Origin of the sequence: [Clostridium] saccharolyticum WM1 (genome assembly GCF_000144625.1) — a bacterium.
In the GTDB taxonomy this organism is placed as follows: domain Bacteria; phylum Bacillota; class Clostridia; order Lachnospirales; family Lachnospiraceae; genus Lacrimispora; species Lacrimispora saccharolytica.
On record NC_014376.1, the window covers coordinates 4,361,347 to 4,381,140 of the forward strand.

The window sequence follows — 19,794 nt, forward strand, 5'->3', positions numbered from 1 at the left end:
ATACTGCACAAAATTCATGTTGGCCTGTTTCTCTGCTTTTTTCTTTACGTTCAGCTGAAAACGCTAGAAAACACATCGCGACAGTTAATGTTACTAATTTTGCTGAATCGGTTTGTGTTTTTCTATGCATTTAGTATAGGTCTTCCCCCTATGGGGAATGTCAATCGGTTTTTAATCTTTTTTATGCTCCAAATATTGGGAGCAGATAACCGGATTAAGTATAGTTTTACTGATTTTTGCATTTTGCATCATATTAGCCGTAAAACCGGAAGCAAAAAAGGCCCCCTGGTACAGCATCCCGTAAGGCTGATGTACCAGGGAGGCCCGCCGATTCAACATGCTCCCTTATTCTCTGTATATAGGAATAATGATTTCTGAAACAAACTCATCGGGACTTCGGGTGGTCCAGTAATCCACCACATACCGTTCAAAGCTTTCTTTTCCGCATTGATAGCCTTTTTTTGCCGCCCAGTTAAGTACTTTCTCATACTCTTCATCAATGGTCTCATGCTTTCCGATATGATACACCGATGCTGCCATAAACCCTCCATAGGTCTGCCTGTTTAAACAGTCCCTGCAAGGATGGATGGCCTGCTGCATGATCCTGACACGGCGGCATCTTCCTGCCATTTTATCTTCAAATGATTCGAACTTTAAAATTACCGGTCCTGTAATCTCATTCCCCACGGATTCTAAGTGGTTGGTCCATTGGATATTAATGATGGATTCCATATAATTATAATCAAACTCCTGGTCCATGCCACAAAATGTAGCAGGCTGTATATATTTTACCGCAACATCATGAACATCATTCTGGAGCACCAGCCTGGCTTCCTGTATCAGCTCATACCAGTCTTTCACTGCAATATAACTGTTATGAATCTGTTGCTCCTGAAGGCGCAGCTGGTCGATCTTGTTGCGGAAATTCTGTTCCAGATAATAATAAGTATTGCCTTCCACCAGGCCCTGCATTTCTTCCAGCTTAAACCCCATTTGTTTGTAATATTTCACCACCGGAACTGTGAGAAGCGTTTCCTTGTTATAATACCGGTAACTGTTTTCCTTGCAGATCATATCAGGAGATATGATCCCGATTTTATCATAAAACCGCAGGGCTTTTGTTGAAATATTGCATATCTTACTCACTTCCCCGATTGAGTATAATTTCTTTTCTTCCATAGAACCCCCCCATTAGCATATGCCTTTGTCTAAGTGTCCATTGTTCGATAAATGTTACATTTAAGAGCTTTCTTGTACCGATGAACTTAGTATAATCCTTCCTGTATAGGGGAATGTCAACAACAACTTATGTAATCTATAATATACGAAAATGGCAGCATCCGAAAGCAGTAAAAAGCTGGAACATAGAATCTGCATTCCCGGCATGAATATTCAGACATACCCGTTTGGCTCATGATTCACAAAAAAAGAGACCACCGGCCATCCGAGAATCCGGATAACCCGTGGTCCATTCCTGTATATTTATCTTAACTTCTCAATCATTTCCAGAACTTCTTTTTTGGATTTCACTCCTACGGATGTAGCTGCTGCCTTTCCATCCTTGAAAAGTACAAGAGTCGGAATGCTCATGACCTTAAACTGCCCTGCCAGATCCGGCTGCTGGTCCACGTCTACTTTTCCTACCTTTACGTCCGGAAAATTTCCTTCTGCAATTTCTTCGATTACAGGTGCAAACATCTTACAGGGGCCGCACCAGGTCGCCCAGAAATCCACCAGCGCAATGCCGCTGCTCTTTACTACTTCCGATTCAAAATTCTCCTGTGTCAATGTAATTACTGCCATATCATGTTCCTCCTTCTTAACCTGCTTTTTGTGTATCTGCAAAAAGCGCCTTTATTCATTATTCACAGCAATTCCCTGCATCCCGGATATGCCGATGCATCATATCATAACCGTCCATGAAAGGGTTCCGGCTAACGGACCTTTATTGATAGTTTTATCATTATTGCATGAAATATCCCCGTTTTTTGGATTATTGCCTGTGGGAAAACTGTAACCTTATAAGTTTCAGTACCTTTACTGTTATTATAAAAGTTACAGTTGTATTTGTCAATAGATTTTTTTATTTACTTATAAAAGTCCAGTCCCAGCTGTCCGGCTCTTTTAAGAAATTCATCCTTTTGCTGCTGCAGTACTTCACCGTCTGAATTTTCTCCGTTTTCGGACAGCTTTCCATAATCCAGCACCTCAGAAGAACGTTTACCGCCTTCATAGCCTCCGCTCAGCTTCAATCTCAGGCGGAACCTTTCATTATGGTAAGTGATGGCAAGCTCCGGTATCTGAAAAGTCCTTTTCCCTGCCTGGCCATTGCCGGAATAGATTCTTGCATTAACATCAAGCTCCCTACCATCAAGGCTTACCCGGCTTTTCATGGAAAGCCCGTCATGAGGTTCCAGCAGCAGGCTCATATCAGCCAGGCCCTCTATGCGGATCTCCGTTATATGTAACTGTTTGTCAATGGTAAACAAAATCTCCTGGGTATCTCCCTGGGTTTTCCGTTCCCTCAGCATCTCCGCCCATTCTTTCGTATCCTTTCCAGGACCATCTTCCAGAAGATCTGCGATTTGGTCCAGGTAAGCATCAAAAAGGGCGGAGGGTACCAACGCCTGAATGGTTACGTTATTCTCATTCCTTCCCGCAAATTCCATCCGGCTTTGGTTCATCATATGGACCGTATCGTTTTTTAAGGTCTTCATCCGGTCTTTTAACTTAATCCGGTCTTCCGGAGCAATGGAAAAACCTATGTTCTTTTTCAACGCCTCCTGGCTGGTCCTTATGGCTGCTCCTGTGATTCCCGGTACGGAAATTACCGCATTTTCCTGATCCGCCCAGTAATGGATCCCATCTCTTATGGCTCCAAGAAAATATACGTCAAGGCTTCCCTGGGCAAAGGTATTTTCCTCATTCCTTTGTTCCTCCCAGGAGATACCGAACCCACCCGGCAGTACCAGAACCGAATGACCATTCCATTCCACTTCATCCGCCACCAGCTTTAAGACAGTTTCATCAGTCCCTTCCTCTTTCAGTTCCTTGCCCCATAAATCCATCAGACATCCCCTGGTCTGCAGAGCTGATCGGGTCAGATAAAATCTGGCATAATGCATAGGAAGAAAGTGCCATGCCAATGCCCCCAGAACAATGAATGCCAGTGCCAAAGCACCCAACCACGCCAGCCGCCGTTTCATATCCGGCAGCTTCTTTTCCTGTCTCTTCTTACATAATTCCTGTCTGGCTGAGTTTTTCTTCAAAAAATTCATTTAGTTTCAGCACCTTCTTCCGCAATACGATTCCAATCAGCAGTGATAGGGGAATATAGACCAGCACGTTTCCAATATCTCTCCAATAGGCATTCCCATAGATTCCGCCCACACACTCTCTCATGGCATTTATGAGATGGGTAAAGGGAAGCAAAGGGTTCACCAGCTGGAAAAACCGTGGTGTCACCTGTATGGGGAAGGTACCGCCGGAACCTGCCACCTGAATAACCATGAAAACAACCACAATGGCCTTGCCCACGTCTCCAAAGGAAACTGTCATGGCATAAATGATATTGGTGAATACAATGCTGGCAGCAACGGCTGCCAACACGAATTTCCCCGGGTAAAGGCACTGGATCTTCAGCATATACAAATCTCCCAGGGATACTACCAGGGCCTGGGCGATTCCAAACAGCATAAAGGTTAGATACCTTCCAAAATAGGTTTCATACAGCTTAAGCCCCTGGGATCTGCTTACTTCCACCTTGCTCTTTACCAGTGCCGCCAAAATAAGTCCTCCCACCCAGATGGCCAGAATCGTATAGAAGGGAGCCATGGCAGAACCATAATTTTCTACCGGGTAAATCTTGTTGGTAACCATATCCGTGGGCATCTTAAGGAAATCACTGAGCTGCTCCGGGTCATTTTTCATGATTTCCATGATTTTGTTTAACTGCTTATTATCCGCCAGCTTATTCACACCGTCAATCATATCATCCACCCGGTCCTGACTCCTGTTCATCAGGCTGACAGCGCTGTCCAAAGCCTCAATCAGACTCTGGGATGAAGCCGTTACGCTGGTAAGGGTGGTATCCATCTGGCCCACCATGCTTCCAATGCTGTCCAAAGCCCCCGAAGTGGCTCCCAAAGTATCATAAGTCTTATCAAGGCCGTCCTTTAGGGGGATCTCCACCTTACCGTTATAAAAATCAAGTATGTCTGATATGGAATTGTAAGCGGTATCAAGAGAATTGCCGATGTCTTCCTTCATGTTATCCGGCAGTCTTTTCGTCTGCTTCACGGTCTGCTGGGCAGACTGCAGCTTCCTGGCCAGATCCTGCTGCTGTTTAACAGTATTGGTAAGCTGCTGCTGAAGGTCTGTTACCTCCTTTAAGGGAACGGGCAGCTTCTGGTTGATCTCTCCTAACATTCTGTTTACACTGCTGCACTGGCTGATGCTCCCCGAGACCAGATTTTCCATGGCTTTTAATGCATCCAATCCCCCGTCTGCGGATGCATCCGTAAGCCTGCCGATCACCTGGAAGGATTCGTACACCGATTCCTCTATCTGCATAATTTGATCCAAAGTATCCTTAAGGCCTCCGGTCATTGTATCGGAAAAGCCTCTGGAGGAATCGATGAGGGTTTTTGCGCTTTCAGCGGATTTCCCTCCTGAATCAATCAGTTTGCTTACATCAGGAAGAGTTCCCTTCATTCCGTCATTTAAGCTGTTGACGGTGCGAAGGGTGGACTGAAGCATGGTAATGGTATCCACAAGCTGATTCAAATCCGCCTTTACATCCGTAAGCGAACTGACGGCATCGTTTCTGTCTGTTTCCTTATTTGTATCCCAGCCATCGGAATATTTGTTCAGGATTTTCCCAACCACCCTTGAGGTGGAATTAATAAATGTCTCGTTGATCTGCTGCTGAACGCTCTCCACCCCTTTGCCGGTAATTTTAGTGGCAATGGCATTCTTCTTCTCGTTTACATAATACTGAAGCATTGGGCGCTCAATGTGAGAGGTAAGAACGCTTGAAATTTTCTGGCTGAAATCTTCCGGAACAATGACTGCCGCATAATATTTCCCGGCTTCCACCCCATCTATGGCTTCCTCCTTATTGACGAACTGCCAGCCGATCTGCTCGTTCTTTCTCAGCTCATCAAGTATCATTTCACCGATATTAAAGGAAGAATCATCAATATCCGTGTCAAATAAATTGTCAATGGAAGCTCCTTTATCCTGATTTACAACCGCGACCTTAAGTCCCTTTGTATTTGCATAGGGATCCCAGCTTGCAGCAATGTTAAACCATGCGTATAAGGCCGGAATCAGCATAAGGCCCAGTGAGATAATAACGGCCACCGGATTAAGCGCTATGCGCTTTAAATCACCGGTAAATATTTTCAATATGTTTTTAACAGGTACCATGTGTGCCTCCTTGGTATATCGGCTTTCGAATTTTGCATTTCCGTATTATAATATTTTCCAGCGTTAATTGCAATGCCTGGTTTTCAATATCTTTATCAAAGAGCGCAAAAAAGCTGTTAAGGAACTAAGGATAGATACCTTCACTTAACAGCTTTCCACATAAATAGAATAAATACTTTATAAGGGACTTCCGGATCTACATGCGGTTTTTAAGCTCTTCCACAATGGAAACGCTAGCCGTGGAACCGATCCTGCTGACTCCAAGCTCTATCATCTTTAAAGCCATATCAAGGGTTCTTACTCCTCCTGCCGCCTTAATTTTGATTTCATCGCCCACCAGCCGCTTCATCAGCATCACATCTTCAAAGGTAGCTCCGCCGGTTCCGAAGCCAGTGGATGTCTTGATAAAATCGGGACGTACGTTCCGTGCGATCCGGCACAGCTCCTCCTTCTCCTGATCTGTCAAATAGCAGTTTTCAAAAATCACTTTTGATATTACCTTGCTTTTTCTGCACACTTCCGTGATCTCTGCCATTTCCTTTTCAATAAAACCGTAATTTTTTTCTTTCAGCTCCGTAATGTTGATCACATAGTCAATCTCATGGGATCCGTTTAAAATAGCGGTTTTTGTTTCGTTGACCTTATCTTCAATGGTCGTCTGCCCCAAAGGAAATCCTATGGCAGCCCCCACATGAACCGGGCTTCCATTTAACAGTTTCCGGCAGCGTACCACCTGAGCCGGATTAATGGCAACCATTTGGAAGCCATATTCCATACTTTCCTCACAAAGCTTTACAAAATCTTCATGGGATGCCCAGGCTCTCAGCTGGGTATGGTCAAAATATGCGGCCAGTTCCTTCTGGCTAATGTTCGTATTTTCCATAACAGCCTCCTTTGCCGCTTTTACTATTCCTCATCCGGACTCTCATAATTTTCTGTCTTACATGCAGCAGTATCTTTCATTTTCTTTAACAACGGATGCTGCTTCCAACGGTTTAAGGCTGTGGTGGCTTCATAGGCAAGGATCTGGAAAAACGGCAGATAGCACAGCGGAGTCAGCAGCTCCGGAAGCTTAAAGGAGAGATTTAAGATCCCTTCCCCGGTACAGCCAGGCTGATTCGTTATTAAGAACGATCTGCCGGTTACCTCCCGGCATGCTTCAAAGATGGTCTGGATCCGGCCGCTGCTGTTTCCTCCATCAATGAGAAATACCGTGTAGCCAGGTGTCATCTGAAGATTGGGTCCATGAAGGAATTCCTCAGATTCATAAGCAACGGAGGGAATTTTTACGGTTTCACCAATCTTTAAAGCTCCTTCCAGTGCCGTACCGTAATTGGCTCCGCAGCCGCACACATAAGCGTTTGTCATGGAGGTGAATTCCTTATAATGATCCCGGATAAATTTCATGGTTTCCTTTTGGACTGTTTCATGGATCTCGGCGGCCTTCTCCATCTCCCGGCACACCGCATCTGCCTCTTTCTCATTCATCAGTCCCTTTCTTGCGGCAGCCTCAAGGGTAAACAGCATCAGAAACAATGCAAAGGAGGTCACACCCTTTGTCACATATCCTACGGTCTCCACTCCTACCCCATAATCAATCAACACATCCGCATAATCCTTCATATCACTGGAGGTATTTCCCGTTATCCCTATGGAAGCACGTCCCTGTTTGCGGATCATCTTCAGGGCATCAATGGAATTGGTGCTGTATCCGCTTTGGGAAACAACAAAAACAAAATCCCTGTCCGTAAAGTCATGTTCACTGCAAAGAAAGGTAAAGGGTGATATAATCTTTACTTCCGATTTTAAATATTTCCTCATAAACTGGCGGGCGCAGTAGGAACCATTATAGGATGAGCCGGAAGCCACGATCCAGATGCTTTCGTAATCCCCCTTTTCATATTCTGCAATCAGGGGGGCCGTCAGCTCTTTCCGGTTTTTAATGTTTCTAAGCATTACCTCAGGGGACTCCTCCACATACGTCATCATCGTTTCTTTGATTTTTTCATTCATTTTGTTACCGCTCCTTTTTTGTTTTAGTAAAAATGAGACAGAAGACATTTTGTGCAATAATTATATCATATCTGATAGCATAGTCAATAATGTATTAAAAACATACAAAAATTTGTAATTACATATTGACAAACTTTCTTCCTGAGACTATGATTTATTTATACATTGTTTATATTTTTTTTATAATATTGAGTGAGAATTTCAAAAAAAGCACAACATTTCAGAGGGGACAAAATTTTAAAAGGAGTGACAATCGTATGCCCAACATTCTATTAACAAGGATTGATAACCGGCTGGTACATGGCCAGGTGGGATGCTCCTGGGTAGGAGCCATTGGATGTAACCTGATCGTAGTAGCAGATGATGAAGCTGCCGGTGATCCGGTTCAGCAATCTCTGATGAAGATGACCGCAGATTCTACCGGAGTAGGGATCCGGTTCTTTACCCTTCAAAAGACCATTGAGGTCATCCATAAGGCAGCCCCAAGCCAGAAGATATTTATTGTAGTGCGAAATCCTCAGGCTGCAAGAGTACTGGTAGAAGGCGGGGTTCCCATTGATAAGCTCTGCATCGGCAATATGCATGTGGCACCGGGGAAAAAGATGTCCAATGAGCCTCATGTTTATTTGGGCGAACAGGATTTAGAGGATTTGAGAATGATCCGCGGGAAAGGGATCGATGTGTATATCCAGATTGCACCTGGAGATAAGAAGCATGATTTTGAGGTAAAGTAAAAGCACTTGTTAAGGGTCATGGAGATGGAGAAGTATCAGACCCCAAACTCTGTGTGCATAGCTTTATGCCTCGTAACCCACAGCAATGATGATGAAAACCGCAGGTTTCATCTGCGGTTCATAATAAAAAGGAGGGTTTTTTATGCAAATCACTTTAATCCAGGGGATTTTGCTGGCCTTACTGGCCTTTATCTGTGCCTGTGATGCCTGCTGGGAAGCCTTTTTCTGGTTCCGCCCCATCGTTGTCGCATTTTTCGCCGGAATTATCCTGGGCGATGTGCAGGTTGGCTTAGCCGCCGGTGCTGTTGCAGAACTTTCTTATCTGGGACTGCTGACCGTAGGCGGTACGGTTCCCCCTGATCCCCTTATGGCAGGTATGATGACAACGGTCATCGCATTCACCACCGGCCAGAGTGCAGAAACGGCTCTGGGTCTGTCATTGCCCTTCGCTTTGCTGGCGCAGTGGGTAGGAATTGTCTGCAACACCACGTTCGCAGGTTTTTTACGTCCTCTGGATCGTGCTTGCGAGAACGCAGATACGAAGAAATTTACACAGATCGTTATCCTGGGAATTGTAATAAAAGCGGGAATCTACGCTTTAATCACATTTCTGTCTGCCTTTGCTCTCCAGACCCAGATCGCAGGATTTGTCAACATGTTCCCGGAATGGCTGATTCACGGGTTCGAGATATCCGGCGGCCTGCTTCCTGCAGTCGGTCTTACCCTGCTACTCGTTGTCATGCTGAAAAAGCAGAACGTGGCATATCTTTTTATTGGCTTTTTAATGATGACATTCTTAAAGCTGGGCAATATCCTTCCGGTAGCTATCGCAGGAATCGCTGTTGCATTCATTGGTTATCTCAATGATGAAACCATCAAAAAGAATGCCGTAACGGTAGGAGGTGCTGACGATGACGGTATCTAGAAATAAATTAACAAAAAAAGATATCAACCAGATGAGCCTGCTTTCCATACTGGAACAGTCCTGCTTCAGCTTTGAGCGCATGCAGGCTCCAGGCTTCTGCCTTGGATTGCTTCCCGGATTAAAGAAGATTTACGGCAGCCAGAAGGAAGAAATCGCGGATGCCATGAAAAACAACATGGACTTTATTAACACCGAGCCCCATATGGCCACCTTCCTTCAGGGTCTCGTCCTTTCCCTGGAAGAAAACGGCCAGGACAGAGCCCTGATCAAAAATATTAAAACCGGTTTGTTCGGTCCTCTTGCAGGGCTGGGAGACGCTATCTTCTGGTTCACCCTGCTTCCTATATCGGCGGCGATCTGCTGTTCCCTTGCCAGCGGAGGCTCTGTACTGGGTCCCATCCTTTATATTGCCATCTGGTTTTTAGGTGCCATATCAAGACTGTGGTTCGGCCGTATGGGATATAACATGGGTGTGGGAGCCGTTGATTTAATCAGCTCCAACGCCAGTGCCATTACAAAGGCCGCCGGTATTCTGGGTATGATGGTAGTAGGTGGTCTGATACCAAGCTACGTATCTCTTCATTTTGCTGAAACGCTGGTTGCTCCCGGCGGCGTATCCATACAGGCGATCTTCGATTCCATTATGCCCAACATACTGCCTCTTGGGTTTGTATTTACCCTATACTGGCTGTTTAAGAAAAAGCATGTAAATACGCTGATGCTGATTATATTCATCATTCTGGTATCAATCGTATTGTCTTTCTTTAAAATCATGTAACTCACGGAAGGAATCACATAGAATTCTGCCGGGGGCCGTACAGGAAGATCTGGAAGAATCAACCATCTCCTGTATGGCCCCTGCGCATTTGAAAGGGAAATCAGCAATGATTAATTTTAATGAAGAACAGATGATAAAAAACGGAGAAATCATATACAGGCAAAGAGAATCCATCGAAAAAATCTCAGATACCCTGGCAAAAGAAGGATTTGACCTTTTATTCTTCACCTCCTCCGGCGGGTCCATGGCCATGATGCAGCCCTTTGAAATGTGGATCAACCAGAAATCCGCCATACCCACAGGCTCTATGATCTCAGCGGATTTCACAGCCATGGGGTGTAACCGGATCACGGACAAAACCGTTGCATTCCTTACCTCAAAATCCGGGGATACTCCGGATACGGTAGAAGCCGCCCGTTTCTTAAAGCAGAGAGGAGTGCGGCTGGTATCTGTGACCGGCGTCCCGGACTCCCCTCTTGAGAAGCTCTCGGATTTTAACATCACTTATGGAGAGGGACGCCCTCAGGAGCTGGTTTTTTATCTGCTCATAGGCCGCCTCCTTTGGAACCAGGGGGCGTTCCCGGACTATCCTAGGTTTGCAGAAGAACTGAAACACCTGGCAGCCGCCCTTGTGGAGGTCCGGAAACAGGCAGATCCATTCTGTCTGGAATATGCAAAAAAATATTGCAGGGAGCCGTATCATATCTGGATCGGCTCCGGGGATCTCTGGCCCATGGCATACTCTTATTCCATGTGTACCCTGGAGGAATCCCTGTGGCTTAAAACAAAGTCCGTAAGCTCGCCGGAATTTTTCCATGGTACCCTTGAGCTATTGGAGGATGATGTATGCGTAACACTTCTGGTCACAGAAGGGCCTACCAGGTTTCTGGATGAAAAGGTAAAGGCATTTGCCAGACAGCACACACACAAATTAACCTGCTTTGACGCAGGAGATTACGCCCTTCCGGGAATCAGTGCTTCCTTCCGAAGCCTGCTTTCCCCCGTGATCATGGCAGCCGTGCTCCAGCGGGTGAGTAAAAATATGGAAGCAGTTACCGGCCATTCCCTGGATATCAGACGGTATTACAGGAAAGGCGGCTATTAACAGGAAGGAGTCAACGAAATGAAATTTCTCGGTTTAGGCGATAACGTAATTGATTATTACGTAAACACCAGGGACATGCATCCCGGCGGAAATGCGGTCAATACAGCCGTTCATGCGTCCAGGCTGGGCGCTGAGTCCGCTTATCTGGGCAATCTGGCTGATGATAAACTGTCAGATGTGGTCCGCAAGGCACTTAAGGAGAATAAGGTAGATTTTTCCCACTGCACAACAGTAAAAGGAAGCACTACTAAATGCTGTGATTACACCGTGACCGGCGGAGAACATCACTTTGCCGGAATCAGGCTTGGGGAAAACTGGTCCGGCCCTATGACTCTGGACACCCACCATCTTAATTATATGGAAGCTTTTCATATCATCCACAGCTGCTGCAACGCAAAAATGGAGTCTGAAATCTCCAAGGCCGGCCGCCTTCCGGCTTTGCTTACCTATGATTTTTCTGTAAAGGAAACATACAGGACGGATGAGTATCTGGCCCTTGTATGTCCCTGGTTGGACCTTGCCCTGTTTTCCTGCCATCCCATGGAGGAAAAGGATGCCTTTCATTTCTGCCGGAAAATCCACGGCCGGGGCGCAAAGCATGTCCTTCTCACTATGAGCCAGGCAGGCTCCTTTGTATCCAATGGGGAGATCATGGTAAAAGGGGATGCCTTTCATGTGGAGCCGGTGGACACCATGGGAGCCGGTGATGCCTTTCTCACTGCCTTTCTCATAAGCCTTGCAGGCCAGGGCTGGAAAAAAGGCAGCCGGATGGGGAAACAATCCTTAAAAAAGGCCCTGGAAGACGGCGCCCGCTACGCGGCAGAAAACTGCATGGTAAATGGCGGCTTCTGATGCCGTTTCAAGCACCGCGGATATCCATCACGATATCCGTCAAAATAACGTTGCAGGTAAAATCACCCAATGGTATACTGTACAAATGGGATTTCCCTGCCATGGAGGTGTATCATGAAGTTTGGATTTATACAAATTGATAAATACAGTCCGGTTCCATTGTACGAGCAGCTAAAAGCCTGCCTGATCAAGGCCATCCGAAACGGAACCCTGACTCCCGGACAAAAGCTGCCCACGGAAGATGAAATATGCCGCAAATTCAGCATATCCCGTCCTGTGGTCCGGCAGGCTTACGGGGAACTGGACAAACTTGGGCTGCTGGAGAGGAAACGGGGCTCCGGAAGCTTTGTAAAGTCAAATACAGACCGGGGAGTATTTTTGATGCAGCTTGTCAGCTACAGTGAGGAGCTGGCTATGATTGGCATGAAGGCCGGAACTGATTTAAAAAAGAAGGAAGTGGCTCCCTATCATGCACAGATATACGAAAAACTCCGTTTAGAGCCTCAGCAGCACTGCCTTCATCTGGAGCGCATGCGCTATGCGGACAAACGCCCTTTTACCTATATTGAAAATTTTGTTCCCATGGACCTGTTCCCTGGAATTGAAAACCATGATTATGGGACAGAATCTCTTTATCATATTATGAAGGATGGGTATGGCATTTATCCGGTAAAGGCGGTGAGATCCATACGGGCGGAAATCATCGATCCCGCTCAGGCACGGCTGTTTCACATTGAGAGAGGATCTCCGGTCCACATGCTGGAAAGCATCGCTTACGACCAGTATGACCGCCCCATAGACTACAGCATAGAAACATATCCAGGTAACACACACCGGTTTGACTTTGTTGTATACAGAGATTAAAATATGGATGCAGGAACGCCAAAGGCATACCTTTATGCCCGGAAAGCGTGGGCAGGAAAGAGGAACGCCAAAGGCATACCTTTATGCCCAGAAAGCGTGGGCAGGAAAGAGGAACGCCAAAGGCATACCTTTATGCCCAGAAAGCGTGGGCAGGAAAGAGGAACGCCAAAGGCATACCTTTATGCCCAGAAAGCGTGGGCAGGAAAGAGGAAATTATGATTGGAATTATTATTACGGGTCATGGAACATTTGCAACCGGCATATCAAGCGCACTGGAACTTCTTACAGGCCATCAGGATTTTATAGCTGCTATAGATTTTAAGGAGGATCACAGTGAGGAACAGCTTAAGGAGAATTTAAAAACTGCCTTCCAGCGTTTCCGGGATTGCGGGCAGATTCTGGTGCTGTGCGATATCCTGGGAGGCTCACCATTTAAAAATGCAGTGCTCTTAAGCTTTGGAGACGAACGGATCAAAGTCCTTTACGGAATAAACTTAGGCATGGCCGTGGAGCTGGCTATGCGCTGTATGACAGGACAGTTACCGGAAGCTGACGCACTGGTGGAGGAGCTTATAGAAATCGGAAAAACACAGATCGGAAGATACCGGTATGAACCGGTAAATATATCCGAAGAATCAGAGGAAGGAATTTGACCAATGATAAAAGCAGTCATATTTGACATGGATGGAGTTTTAATCGACAGCGAGATTGTGTACTTAAATCACATGCATGAGAAGCTGAAGCTGAAGTACCCTGATATCAGAAGGGACGCGTTGTTTGCTGTCGTGGGAGCCACTGCCAAAAGAACCAAGGAAATACTCAGCGGAGTGATCGGGGAAGATGCTAATTCCCAGGAGTTTCAGGAATTGTATGCCGGAATATGGGTCGATTGCCGGCCGGATTACCCTTCCATCTTAAGAAAAGAAGTCCCCGAGCTCTTAAAGGAGATTCAAAGCAGGGGCTATCTGGTGGCACTGGCATCCTCTACCAGCCGGGCAGGGATCGAAGAGGTGCTAACCACCTGCGGGTTAACGGAATATTTTAACTATCTTGTAAGCGGCGAAGAATTTAAGGAAAGCAAGCCTAATCCTGAAATTTATCTCCACACAGCCGATGCCCTCCAGTGCACCCCCGGGGAGTGCCTGGTGGTTGAGGATTCCACCTATGGGATCATGGCGGCACATGGGGCGGGAATGACCGTGGCTTCCCTTATTGATGAAAGGTTCGGTTTTGACCAGAGTCTTGCGGATTATCACATTCCTGGTCTTGGGGAGGTGTTGGAGATACTGGAACGGCTGAAATAAAAAAGCAGCTGGATATAAACCACTTTCATGATGAATCTTATGGGCGGTAAAGCAGGCGGGACAGATGGAATGGCTGCACTCCATTTCATCTGTCCCGTCTGCTTTTAATAATAACTTACATTCAGTTCTTTCGCTTATAATTCCAATATAATTGCTCTCATCATGGAATATCGTTTGAAATATGATAGCAATTCTAATTAACCTGCATTCTGTAATTGATCCCATAAGCAAAAGATCCTGTTAGAAGAACATTTGCAATATCAGCAATAGGTTGTGCAAATAACACACCCTGAACACCGAAGATTCTTGATAAAATAAGGACGAGGGGGATAAAGAACACGCCCTGGCGGCATATGCTTAAAATACCTCCCTGTTTTGATTTTCCCAACGCCAGAAAGAAGGTGCCATAAACCAACTGAAAGCCTAATGTCACAAATACAATACTATTTAATATAAGTGCTTCTTGGCCTACTTTCATAACAAAGGCATCATTCTTACTAAACAGCTCAATGATATTCCTTGAGAAAACAATAATTTCTATGGTAACAAAGGCGCAAAAGCCGCTTGTCAGTTTCAATGCAAACCTTTTAGCCTGTTCCACTCTTTCCCAATTCCCGGCTCCATAATTATATCCCACAAACGGCTAAACTTTAAGTACTTTTATTTATGTAAATTAAATGAGGATTCCCGAAACCCGGAAACCCTCATAAATGCTACGTCTTCTTAAGAGCGCGAGACGGGACTCGAACCCTATCAATACCCTAAAAACATCGTAAATACAGGAGGTTTGAGAGTTGCTCTTCTGTACTCTACCCCATACTCTACCCCCATATTTAGACTTTAAAAAGGAAAGCTGTCAAGGGTTTCGCAGGAACAGTGCTTGCCCTTGACCTATCCGAAAAAATTCTAGTTATTCCAAAAACGGAAACGCTTAAGTAAGATACTTTCCCCTTATTAATATATTTCCTAAATATACATAATGAGTAATTCAATTTTGCTGACATAAGAATAATATCTTATGGATAACACAAAATTGATTCAGATTCCCCTTTTGTTTATGCAATATTCTGTATTATAATTCACGTGTCTCACAACTCTACTTAAGCAAAATGGAGCTAAACATCTACTTTTACTTGATTCTTTATAGCGCGGTCTTTAAATATGTTTGATGAGTATATCCAGTTTCGATAATAAGTAAGATTTCTGTCATCAAATCAATGATAAGTTTTGAAAAAAATTCAATGTCTTTTACTGTTATGGGTATTGAATCATCACCGTGTGAAATACTATTTCTAAATTTTAAAAATTTACCTAAACCTGTTTTAAATGAATCTGGTAATTGTTCAAGATTAAAATATTGTAATATTTCATTCATCACAGAAAAATCAATATTCGACTTTGTGGGCAACTTATCAGTAATTACTAATGGCTGGCATATTGTGTTTTGATAAAGGGATATAAACTCTTTCTTTGTTTTATAATTTGTTCTTGGATTTTCCAACTTCAATTTGTCAATACTTGATAAAGCATGCGTCAACAAATTAATATCCACATCATTTATTGGAATTGCTAAGCTATTAATCTCTTTAATATAAAGCCCAAAAGCTCTTTTCACAAATCCTTCCCACAACGCATACATTGAAGGTATAGAATACTTAATTAATAATTGCTTATGTTCTGTAGGCAAACGATACCGCAAAGGAATTGTTTTCAAACTTGCAAGCTCGGACATTCTCCAATTTATATCATTATTTATCTCATCAATGAATGACATTATTTTAAGCCTTTCCAAATAGTTGCTTCGAATACTGAATGCGTTTTTTTACTCTATCAACAGAGTTGTTCCCTCCAGATCTTGTCAATCTACGATAAACATCATTTGTTTTTATTTGATTGATTTTTTCTTTGATTGAACTAGTTTCTACTTCTGTATATAAATCTATATTTTCTGCTATTCCTATCATTGTAGTATCATAAACGGCCGTAGAAAACAGTAGGCTGTTACTATACTTGAATGTTTGTTTGCCTAATGGTGCCAAAACATCAACCGTTCTTGTAAATATCTTTCGATAAGTATCATAATCAAAGTTACTGTTTTCTGCTGCTGATTTCATAAAATCTGTCATATGCTGAGCGATGCTCTTATGAACAGAAACTTCTCCATAAAGAGACATAAACCTCAATACCAATTCTTCCAAATAAAGCTCATTTTTTTGTTGTTGAGTAATATCAACAATACTTATAAATCTTTCGTTGGAAGCAAGCTCTTTTAAGAAATCATTAAAAACAGAAGAAGTTTCTCTAAATAGTGAATTCCTTATCTCTTGATTTGTTAACGGAGCTCCTCCTGTGTTTAAACGATTGAATAGTTCAAAACGCAAATCATATTTACTATTCCACTTTATAATTTCTACACGGCATGAAGCTCTTTTGATATTTAATTGAATTTTATATGGCAGATCAGAACAATGATACCCTTCTAATTCTTTTATCAGATCACCATCACATAAAACCCAATTGTTTTTTTCAGGCATAGTTTTTAATACACCAAAAAAAGACAATATAGTGGATAGTCTTTGTAAACCATCTACCAATTCCCAGCGGCCATTTTCATCTTCTGCCACAAATATTGGGGGTATAGGGATTCCAATAATTATTGATTCTAAAAACCTTGCTTTTTGATAATCTGACCATCGGTATAGTCTTTGAAAACTGGGGTTAATAATTATTTCTTCTTTTTCATACATACTCATTATCTCACCAAACGACATATCTAATTTGTCTGTTTGCAGAGTATTTCTACCTTCCTCAATTGAGGACAGTAGTTCTTCTTGACTGGATTTCATATTCATTTCTCCTTAACTGATTTAATTTTCACTTATTATTGATAATCTTAAATAGTATACTAAGCCCTATAGTTCATTACAGCTTTTGCATTATAGTTAAGACTAGAGCTCATTCCAATTCCCCATTTTTCTATAAATAGATTAAAGCTTAAAATCTTATAAAGATTTTATCACACTTATAGGTGATTATCTATACTTTTATAAAAGTTCATGTAATACTTTACAAAAAGCAGGAAAAAATAAAAATCAACGTTTTATAACATCTTTTATGAAATCATCTATTCTATTATTTTATCCAAAAATATGTAATTAAAATGGACTTTATAAACTGTCTGTACATCTGTCTCCTCCCCTAATATTTAGACTTTAAAAAGGAAAGCTGTCAAGGGTTCCGCAGGAACAACGCTTGCCCTTGATGGCTTGGAGCAGAAATGAAACCATCCCCAAAATAGTAATGCCTGGACAAGATGTTTTCCCCTTGTCCAGCTTGATTACATGCATTTTGTATACATATCATTTCTAAAGTAAAGGACTGGCTAAACTCACCAGTCCTTTACTTACGACCTCATATCAAAAGCTTTGTAAGCTGTCTACAGGCTGACAGACACACAAAAATAGCGGAAACCCCTAGCTTGATTACATTTCTTTCAATTTTAGCACGATCTCTTCTCCAGTGCTGTTAGTGTGCTAAGTGCTAATACGATTGTTAATATGCTTGCCATTAATCTTTTGTTTACTGTAATTACACATCTTAGTGAGTTCTTTCCCATTCGGCTTTAAATTCATCAAATGCTTTATTATATTCAGCCATGTACTCATCATCTTTTAGCTTTGCTATAGGAATACCACCATCGTACTCAGGGTGGGCCTTGTGGAAATCATCAAGCATAGCATTGTATCTCCTGGACTTCTCCATTTCGATACGCCTTGCTTCTTCATACGCTTCTTGCTTTGCAACATATTCAGGCCATAAAGAGTCTGATAGTAAATACTTGGGGTCTCCGGTCAACTGAAATTCTTTAATATCAGTGTAGTATTTTACACCATCAATTACTGTCTCGATAATAAAAGTATTGTTATTAGCTGATAAATCTAATAATTCATAACTGTTATGAACTAATCCTGCCCTATCTAAGAATAACCTAAGCAATATGTGAATGTTCCGATTCTCAAATCCGAACCAGAATGTATTTAGGTAGCTATCGGTTCCATTTTCCTCGCAATTAATCTTGGAAGATACCATTTTTGCAATCTCTATAGCTCTGTCCCGCTCGGGTAACTGCATCAGTCTAGGCATTTCAGAGTCCATCCATGCGAAAATAGATAAAATAGCGTCCCCTTTTGGGTAATTGCTCTTCACTTTTCCAATATACATGTCAGTTATATAATCGCACGCAAATTCTCCTCCTCTGTATGTCCGTCCGTCGTATCCCAGGCGGTCGATAAATGGCATCTGTCCTCCGGTGTAGTTGTATAGGGCTAAAACGGCACGAGGCTCTAATGCGTTTGACATCTTTCCGGACCAACTTAAGTATCTGTAATCTACATAAGCATTCTTCAGGTCTGTGCCATCAGGCAATACATAGTAATAGTCATCTTGCCTCTTCTGCCACGTACCTTCGATTCTCCCCGGATATTTGTGAAATTGATAAAAATCATCTTCTGCCCATGGGTTATCTTTTCCGCCAGGTAACGTGTTCGTATCCACTTTATGTTTCTTATGTTCAAAAGCGCTATTGACAAATGGGTTCCATCCCCCAGCATAGGAAGTTATCGTGGGTACTGTTAATGTCAAAGCTAATAATAAAACCATGATAGATTTCTTCATCTATAATTTCCCTTATTCTTCAAATTATTTAATCATTAATAGAATTTCAGATCAATCTATTTCAAGGGAAAAGTCCCTTAATTTTATATGTCAATTCTAATGCTTTTCACTGTATCCAAGCACCGTCTGCACCTACTGCATATCCATCAGGTGTTATTGTATTTACAATCATATATCCATCACTCCCCATATAATACCATCGACCGCTTTCTTTCGACTGATACCAAGTATCCACCAGATATGAGCCATCAGGATTTATGCAGAGCAGGCTGCCTATGATCGTGCAATAATTGATTCACTTAATACTAGTACAGTAGAGCGCTCGTTAGTTGATTATGATTACCATGAATAACGGTAATGGAATCATTCGACCGTTTGTAGATGAAACATTTTGGCAGTACGGAGCTACCAGTTGGATTGAATGGGATATGATGAAAGACGGATATCGTTTCTTATTATCAGGCCCGTCAGGATCTGGAAAAACTACCCTTGCACAAGGTTTATTAAGCAGGTTGGCACGTCATTTACCAAGATGCCAGATATATATTTTAGATTATAAAAATATTGACTTCTCCTACTTAGAGGGAGCCAAACGTTACTTTAAACATGATTCCAGTACAGATGGCTTTCTTGAATTTTACGACATCTTTGAAACACGTTTATCGTGCAATGCTACTTATCCCTGGCTAATTCTATACATAGACGAATATCCATCATGGTTATTAAGCCTACCGTCCAAAGTACAGAAAGAATTTATGTTAAAAATGGCTAGACTTTTAAATTTAAGCAGGGCAAAACAAATTCATATCTGTGTTTCATGTCAAAAGCCATTGGCAGATTTGTTTAGTTCCGGCAGTCGTGAGAGCTTTTCACATAATGTTCTTTTACAGGCACCAAGCAAGGAAACAGTAGGTATGCTCATGCCAAATTTTAAGGATATCATAGAGACTTGCCCTACAGGTGTCGGTTATGTTACTGTTAATGATTCTGACTTGACAAAAATAAGAGTTCCTTTTCCCAAAAATATAGACGCTATGCATAGGGACTTATGGAACGCAGTCAACAGATAGAATTGCTTCAGGGCGTCCGCCATGCGGAGCGTGGCGGGCAAGCCC

Annotated in this window: 21 protein-coding genes; 10 read left to right on the forward strand and 11 right to left on the reverse strand. The window is 42.9% G+C overall.

Going from position 1 to position 19,794, the window contains the following annotated elements; translation table 11 throughout:
* Window positions 1-345 precede the first annotated feature (345 nt).
* From CLOSA_RS20205 to CLOSA_RS20230, 6 genes are all read right to left on the reverse strand, one after another.
* The gene (locus CLOSA_RS20205) at window positions 346-1,179 is read right to left on the reverse strand and encodes a MerR family transcriptional regulator (RefSeq protein WP_013274590.1); all 834 of its coding nucleotides are present in this window, start codon (window positions 1,177-1,179) and stop codon (window positions 346-348) included.
* A gap of 303 nt (window positions 1,180-1,482) precedes the next feature.
* Window positions 1,483-1,803, reverse strand: a complete 321-nt coding sequence (gene trxA / locus CLOSA_RS20210; protein ID WP_013274591.1) for a thioredoxin — start codon at window positions 1,801-1,803, stop codon at window positions 1,483-1,485.
* A gap of 284 nt (window positions 1,804-2,087) precedes the next feature.
* Complete coding sequence (locus CLOSA_RS20215; protein WP_013274592.1) at window positions 2,088-3,278, reverse strand: hypothetical protein; 1,191 nt, start codon at window positions 3,276-3,278, stop codon at window positions 2,088-2,090.
* Entirely contained in the window at window positions 3,235-5,430 is a 2,196-nt protein-coding gene (locus CLOSA_RS20220) for a YhgE/Pip family protein (protein WP_013274593.1), read from the reverse strand. The genes CLOSA_RS20215 and CLOSA_RS20220 overlap by 44 nt, the downstream gene beginning before the upstream one ends.
* 196 nt (window positions 5,431-5,626) lie before the next feature.
* Entirely contained in the window at window positions 5,627-6,313 is a 687-nt protein-coding gene (gene deoC / locus CLOSA_RS20225) for a deoxyribose-phosphate aldolase (protein ID WP_013274594.1), read from the reverse strand.
* Between the two features lie 23 nt (window positions 6,314-6,336).
* Window positions 6,337-7,443, reverse strand: coding sequence for an SIS domain-containing protein (locus tag CLOSA_RS20230; protein ID WP_013274595.1), 1,107 nt, complete (start codon window positions 7,441-7,443; stop codon window positions 6,337-6,339).
* A 257-nt stretch (window positions 7,444-7,700) separates the two neighbouring features.
* On the opposite strand from CLOSA_RS20230, the gene agaB reads away from it, so the two are divergent.
* The 9 genes from agaB (at window position 7,701) to CLOSA_RS20275 (ending at window position 14,005) form a co-directional block, all read left to right on the forward strand.
* Entirely contained in the window at window positions 7,701-8,177 is a 477-nt protein-coding gene (gene agaB, locus CLOSA_RS20235; protein WP_013274596.1) for a PTS galactosamine transporter subunit IIB, read from the forward strand.
* 142 nt (window positions 8,178-8,319) lie between these two features.
* Window positions 8,320-9,102 (forward strand): PTS mannose/fructose/sorbose/N-acetylgalactosamine transporter subunit IIC, encoded by a 783-nt coding sequence (locus CLOSA_RS20240; RefSeq protein ID WP_013274597.1) that lies wholly within the window; start codon window positions 8,320-8,322, stop codon window positions 9,100-9,102.
* A complete protein-coding gene (locus tag CLOSA_RS20245; RefSeq protein WP_013274598.1) occupies window positions 9,089-9,880 on the forward strand; it encodes a PTS system mannose/fructose/sorbose family transporter subunit IID in 792 nt (263 codons plus the stop codon). The genes CLOSA_RS20240 and CLOSA_RS20245 overlap by 14 nt, the downstream gene beginning before the upstream one ends.
* Window positions 9,881-9,986: 106 nt before the next feature.
* Window positions 9,987-10,985: an SIS domain-containing protein gene (locus CLOSA_RS20250; protein WP_013274599.1), complete on the forward strand. Its 999-nt coding sequence runs from the start codon at window positions 9,987-9,989 to the stop codon at window positions 10,983-10,985.
* 18 nt (window positions 10,986-11,003) lie between these two features.
* Complete coding sequence (locus CLOSA_RS20255; protein WP_013274600.1) at window positions 11,004-11,837, forward strand: PfkB family carbohydrate kinase; 834 nt, start codon at window positions 11,004-11,006, stop codon at window positions 11,835-11,837.
* Between the two features lie 114 nt (window positions 11,838-11,951).
* Window positions 11,952-12,701, forward strand: a complete 750-nt coding sequence (locus tag CLOSA_RS20260) for a GntR family transcriptional regulator (protein ID WP_013274601.1) — start codon at window positions 11,952-11,954, stop codon at window positions 12,699-12,701.
* A 3-nt stretch (window positions 12,702-12,704) separates the two neighbouring features.
* Complete coding sequence (locus CLOSA_RS22780; protein WP_041708728.1) at window positions 12,705-12,920, forward strand: hypothetical protein; 216 nt, start codon at window positions 12,705-12,707, stop codon at window positions 12,918-12,920.
* Window positions 12,917-13,354 carry a PTS sugar transporter subunit IIA gene (locus tag CLOSA_RS20270; RefSeq protein ID WP_041708729.1) on the forward strand — a complete coding sequence of 146 codons (438 nt, stop codon included), beginning with the start codon at window positions 12,917-12,919 and terminating at the stop codon, window positions 13,352-13,354. The genes CLOSA_RS22780 and CLOSA_RS20270 overlap by 4 nt, the downstream gene beginning before the upstream one ends.
* 3 nt (window positions 13,355-13,357) lie before the next feature.
* Window positions 13,358-14,005 (forward strand): HAD family hydrolase, encoded by a 648-nt coding sequence (locus tag CLOSA_RS20275; RefSeq protein ID WP_013274603.1) that lies wholly within the window; start codon window positions 13,358-13,360, stop codon window positions 14,003-14,005.
* Window positions 14,006-14,198: 193 nt separating this feature from the next.
* Here the strand turns inward: CLOSA_RS20275 and CLOSA_RS20280 are convergent, their stop codons facing one another.
* The 5 genes from CLOSA_RS20280 to CLOSA_RS23615 all read right to left on the reverse strand — a co-directional run bounded on the left by CLOSA_RS20280 (window position 14,199) and on the right by CLOSA_RS23615 (window position 18,914).
* Entirely contained in the window at window positions 14,199-14,642 is a 444-nt protein-coding gene (locus CLOSA_RS20280; RefSeq protein ID WP_081443066.1) for an MATE family efflux transporter, read from the reverse strand.
* Window positions 14,643-15,146: 504 nt separating this feature from the next.
* Window positions 15,147-15,779: an MAE_28990/MAE_18760 family HEPN-like nuclease gene (locus CLOSA_RS20285; RefSeq protein WP_013274604.1), complete on the reverse strand. Its 633-nt coding sequence runs from the start codon at window positions 15,777-15,779 to the stop codon at window positions 15,147-15,149.
* Window positions 15,780-15,783: 4 nt separating this feature from the next.
* Window positions 15,784-16,851 (reverse strand): DUF262 domain-containing protein, encoded by a 1,068-nt coding sequence (locus CLOSA_RS20290; protein ID WP_013274605.1) that lies wholly within the window; start codon window positions 16,849-16,851, stop codon window positions 15,784-15,786.
* 751 nt (window positions 16,852-17,602) lie between these two features.
* Entirely contained in the window at window positions 17,603-18,679 is a 1,077-nt protein-coding gene (locus CLOSA_RS20295) for a hypothetical protein (protein ID WP_013274606.1), read from the reverse strand.
* 106 nt (window positions 18,680-18,785) lie between these two features.
* The gene (locus CLOSA_RS23615) at window positions 18,786-18,914 is read right to left on the reverse strand and encodes a hypothetical protein (protein WP_278144947.1); all 129 of its coding nucleotides are present in this window, start codon (window positions 18,912-18,914) and stop codon (window positions 18,786-18,788) included.
* Window positions 18,915-19,014: 100 nt separating this feature from the next.
* On the opposite strand from CLOSA_RS23615, the gene CLOSA_RS20300 reads away from it, so the two are divergent.
* Window positions 19,015-19,749 carry an ATP-binding protein gene (locus tag CLOSA_RS20300; RefSeq protein WP_242647824.1) on the forward strand — a complete coding sequence of 245 codons (735 nt, stop codon included), beginning with the start codon at window positions 19,015-19,017 and terminating at the stop codon, window positions 19,747-19,749.
* The last annotated feature ends 45 nt before the right edge of the window (window positions 19,750-19,794 follow it).

Excerpts from the sequence above, each read along its gene's own strand:
- CLOSA_RS20275 (WP_013274603.1), top strand. The coding sequence starts at position 13,358 with ATGATAAAAGCAGTCATATTTGACATGGATGGAGTTTTAATCGACAGC.
- CLOSA_RS20220 (WP_013274593.1), bottom strand. The coding sequence starts at position 5,430 with ATGGTACCTGTTAAAAACATATTGAAAATATTTACCGGTGATTTAAAG.
- CLOSA_RS20245 (WP_013274598.1), top strand. The coding sequence starts at position 9,089 with ATGACGGTATCTAGAAATAAATTAACAAAAAAAGATATCAACCAGATG.
- CLOSA_RS20290 (WP_013274605.1), bottom strand. The coding sequence starts at position 16,851 with ATGAAATCCAGTCAAGAAGAACTACTGTCCTCAATTGAGGAAGGTAGA.
- CLOSA_RS20285 (WP_013274604.1), bottom strand. The coding sequence starts at position 15,779 with ATGTCATTCATTGATGAGATAAATAATGATATAAATTGGAGAATGTCC.
- CLOSA_RS20230 (WP_013274595.1), bottom strand. The coding sequence starts at position 7,443 with ATGAATGAAAAAATCAAAGAAACGATGATGACGTATGTGGAGGAGTCC.
- CLOSA_RS20295 (WP_013274606.1), bottom strand. The coding sequence starts at position 18,679 with ATGAAGAAATCTATCATGGTTTTATTATTAGCTTTGACATTAACAGTA.
- CLOSA_RS20240 (WP_013274597.1), top strand. The coding sequence starts at position 8,320 with ATGCAAATCACTTTAATCCAGGGGATTTTGCTGGCCTTACTGGCCTTT.
- CLOSA_RS20250 (WP_013274599.1), top strand. The coding sequence starts at position 9,987 with ATGATTAATTTTAATGAAGAACAGATGATAAAAAACGGAGAAATCATA.
- CLOSA_RS20255 (WP_013274600.1), top strand. The coding sequence starts at position 11,004 with ATGAAATTTCTCGGTTTAGGCGATAACGTAATTGATTATTACGTAAAC.
- agaB (WP_013274596.1), top strand. The coding sequence starts at position 7,701 with ATGCCCAACATTCTATTAACAAGGATTGATAACCGGCTGGTACATGGC.
- deoC (WP_013274594.1), bottom strand. The coding sequence starts at position 6,313 with ATGGAAAATACGAACATTAGCCAGAAGGAACTGGCCGCATATTTTGAC.
- trxA (WP_013274591.1), bottom strand. The coding sequence starts at position 1,803 with ATGGCAGTAATTACATTGACACAGGAGAATTTTGAATCGGAAGTAGTA.
- CLOSA_RS20205 (WP_013274590.1), bottom strand. The coding sequence starts at position 1,179 with ATGGAAGAAAAGAAATTATACTCAATCGGGGAAGTGAGTAAGATATGC.
- CLOSA_RS22780 (WP_041708728.1), top strand. The coding sequence starts at position 12,705 with ATGGATGCAGGAACGCCAAAGGCATACCTTTATGCCCGGAAAGCGTGG.
- CLOSA_RS20260 (WP_013274601.1), top strand. The coding sequence starts at position 11,952 with ATGAAGTTTGGATTTATACAAATTGATAAATACAGTCCGGTTCCATTG.
- CLOSA_RS20300 (WP_242647824.1), top strand. The coding sequence starts at position 19,015 with ATGATTACCATGAATAACGGTAATGGAATCATTCGACCGTTTGTAGAT.
- CLOSA_RS20270 (WP_041708729.1), top strand. The coding sequence starts at position 12,917 with ATGATTGGAATTATTATTACGGGTCATGGAACATTTGCAACCGGCATA.
- CLOSA_RS20215 (WP_013274592.1), bottom strand. The coding sequence starts at position 3,278 with ATGAATTTTTTGAAGAAAAACTCAGCCAGACAGGAATTATGTAAGAAG.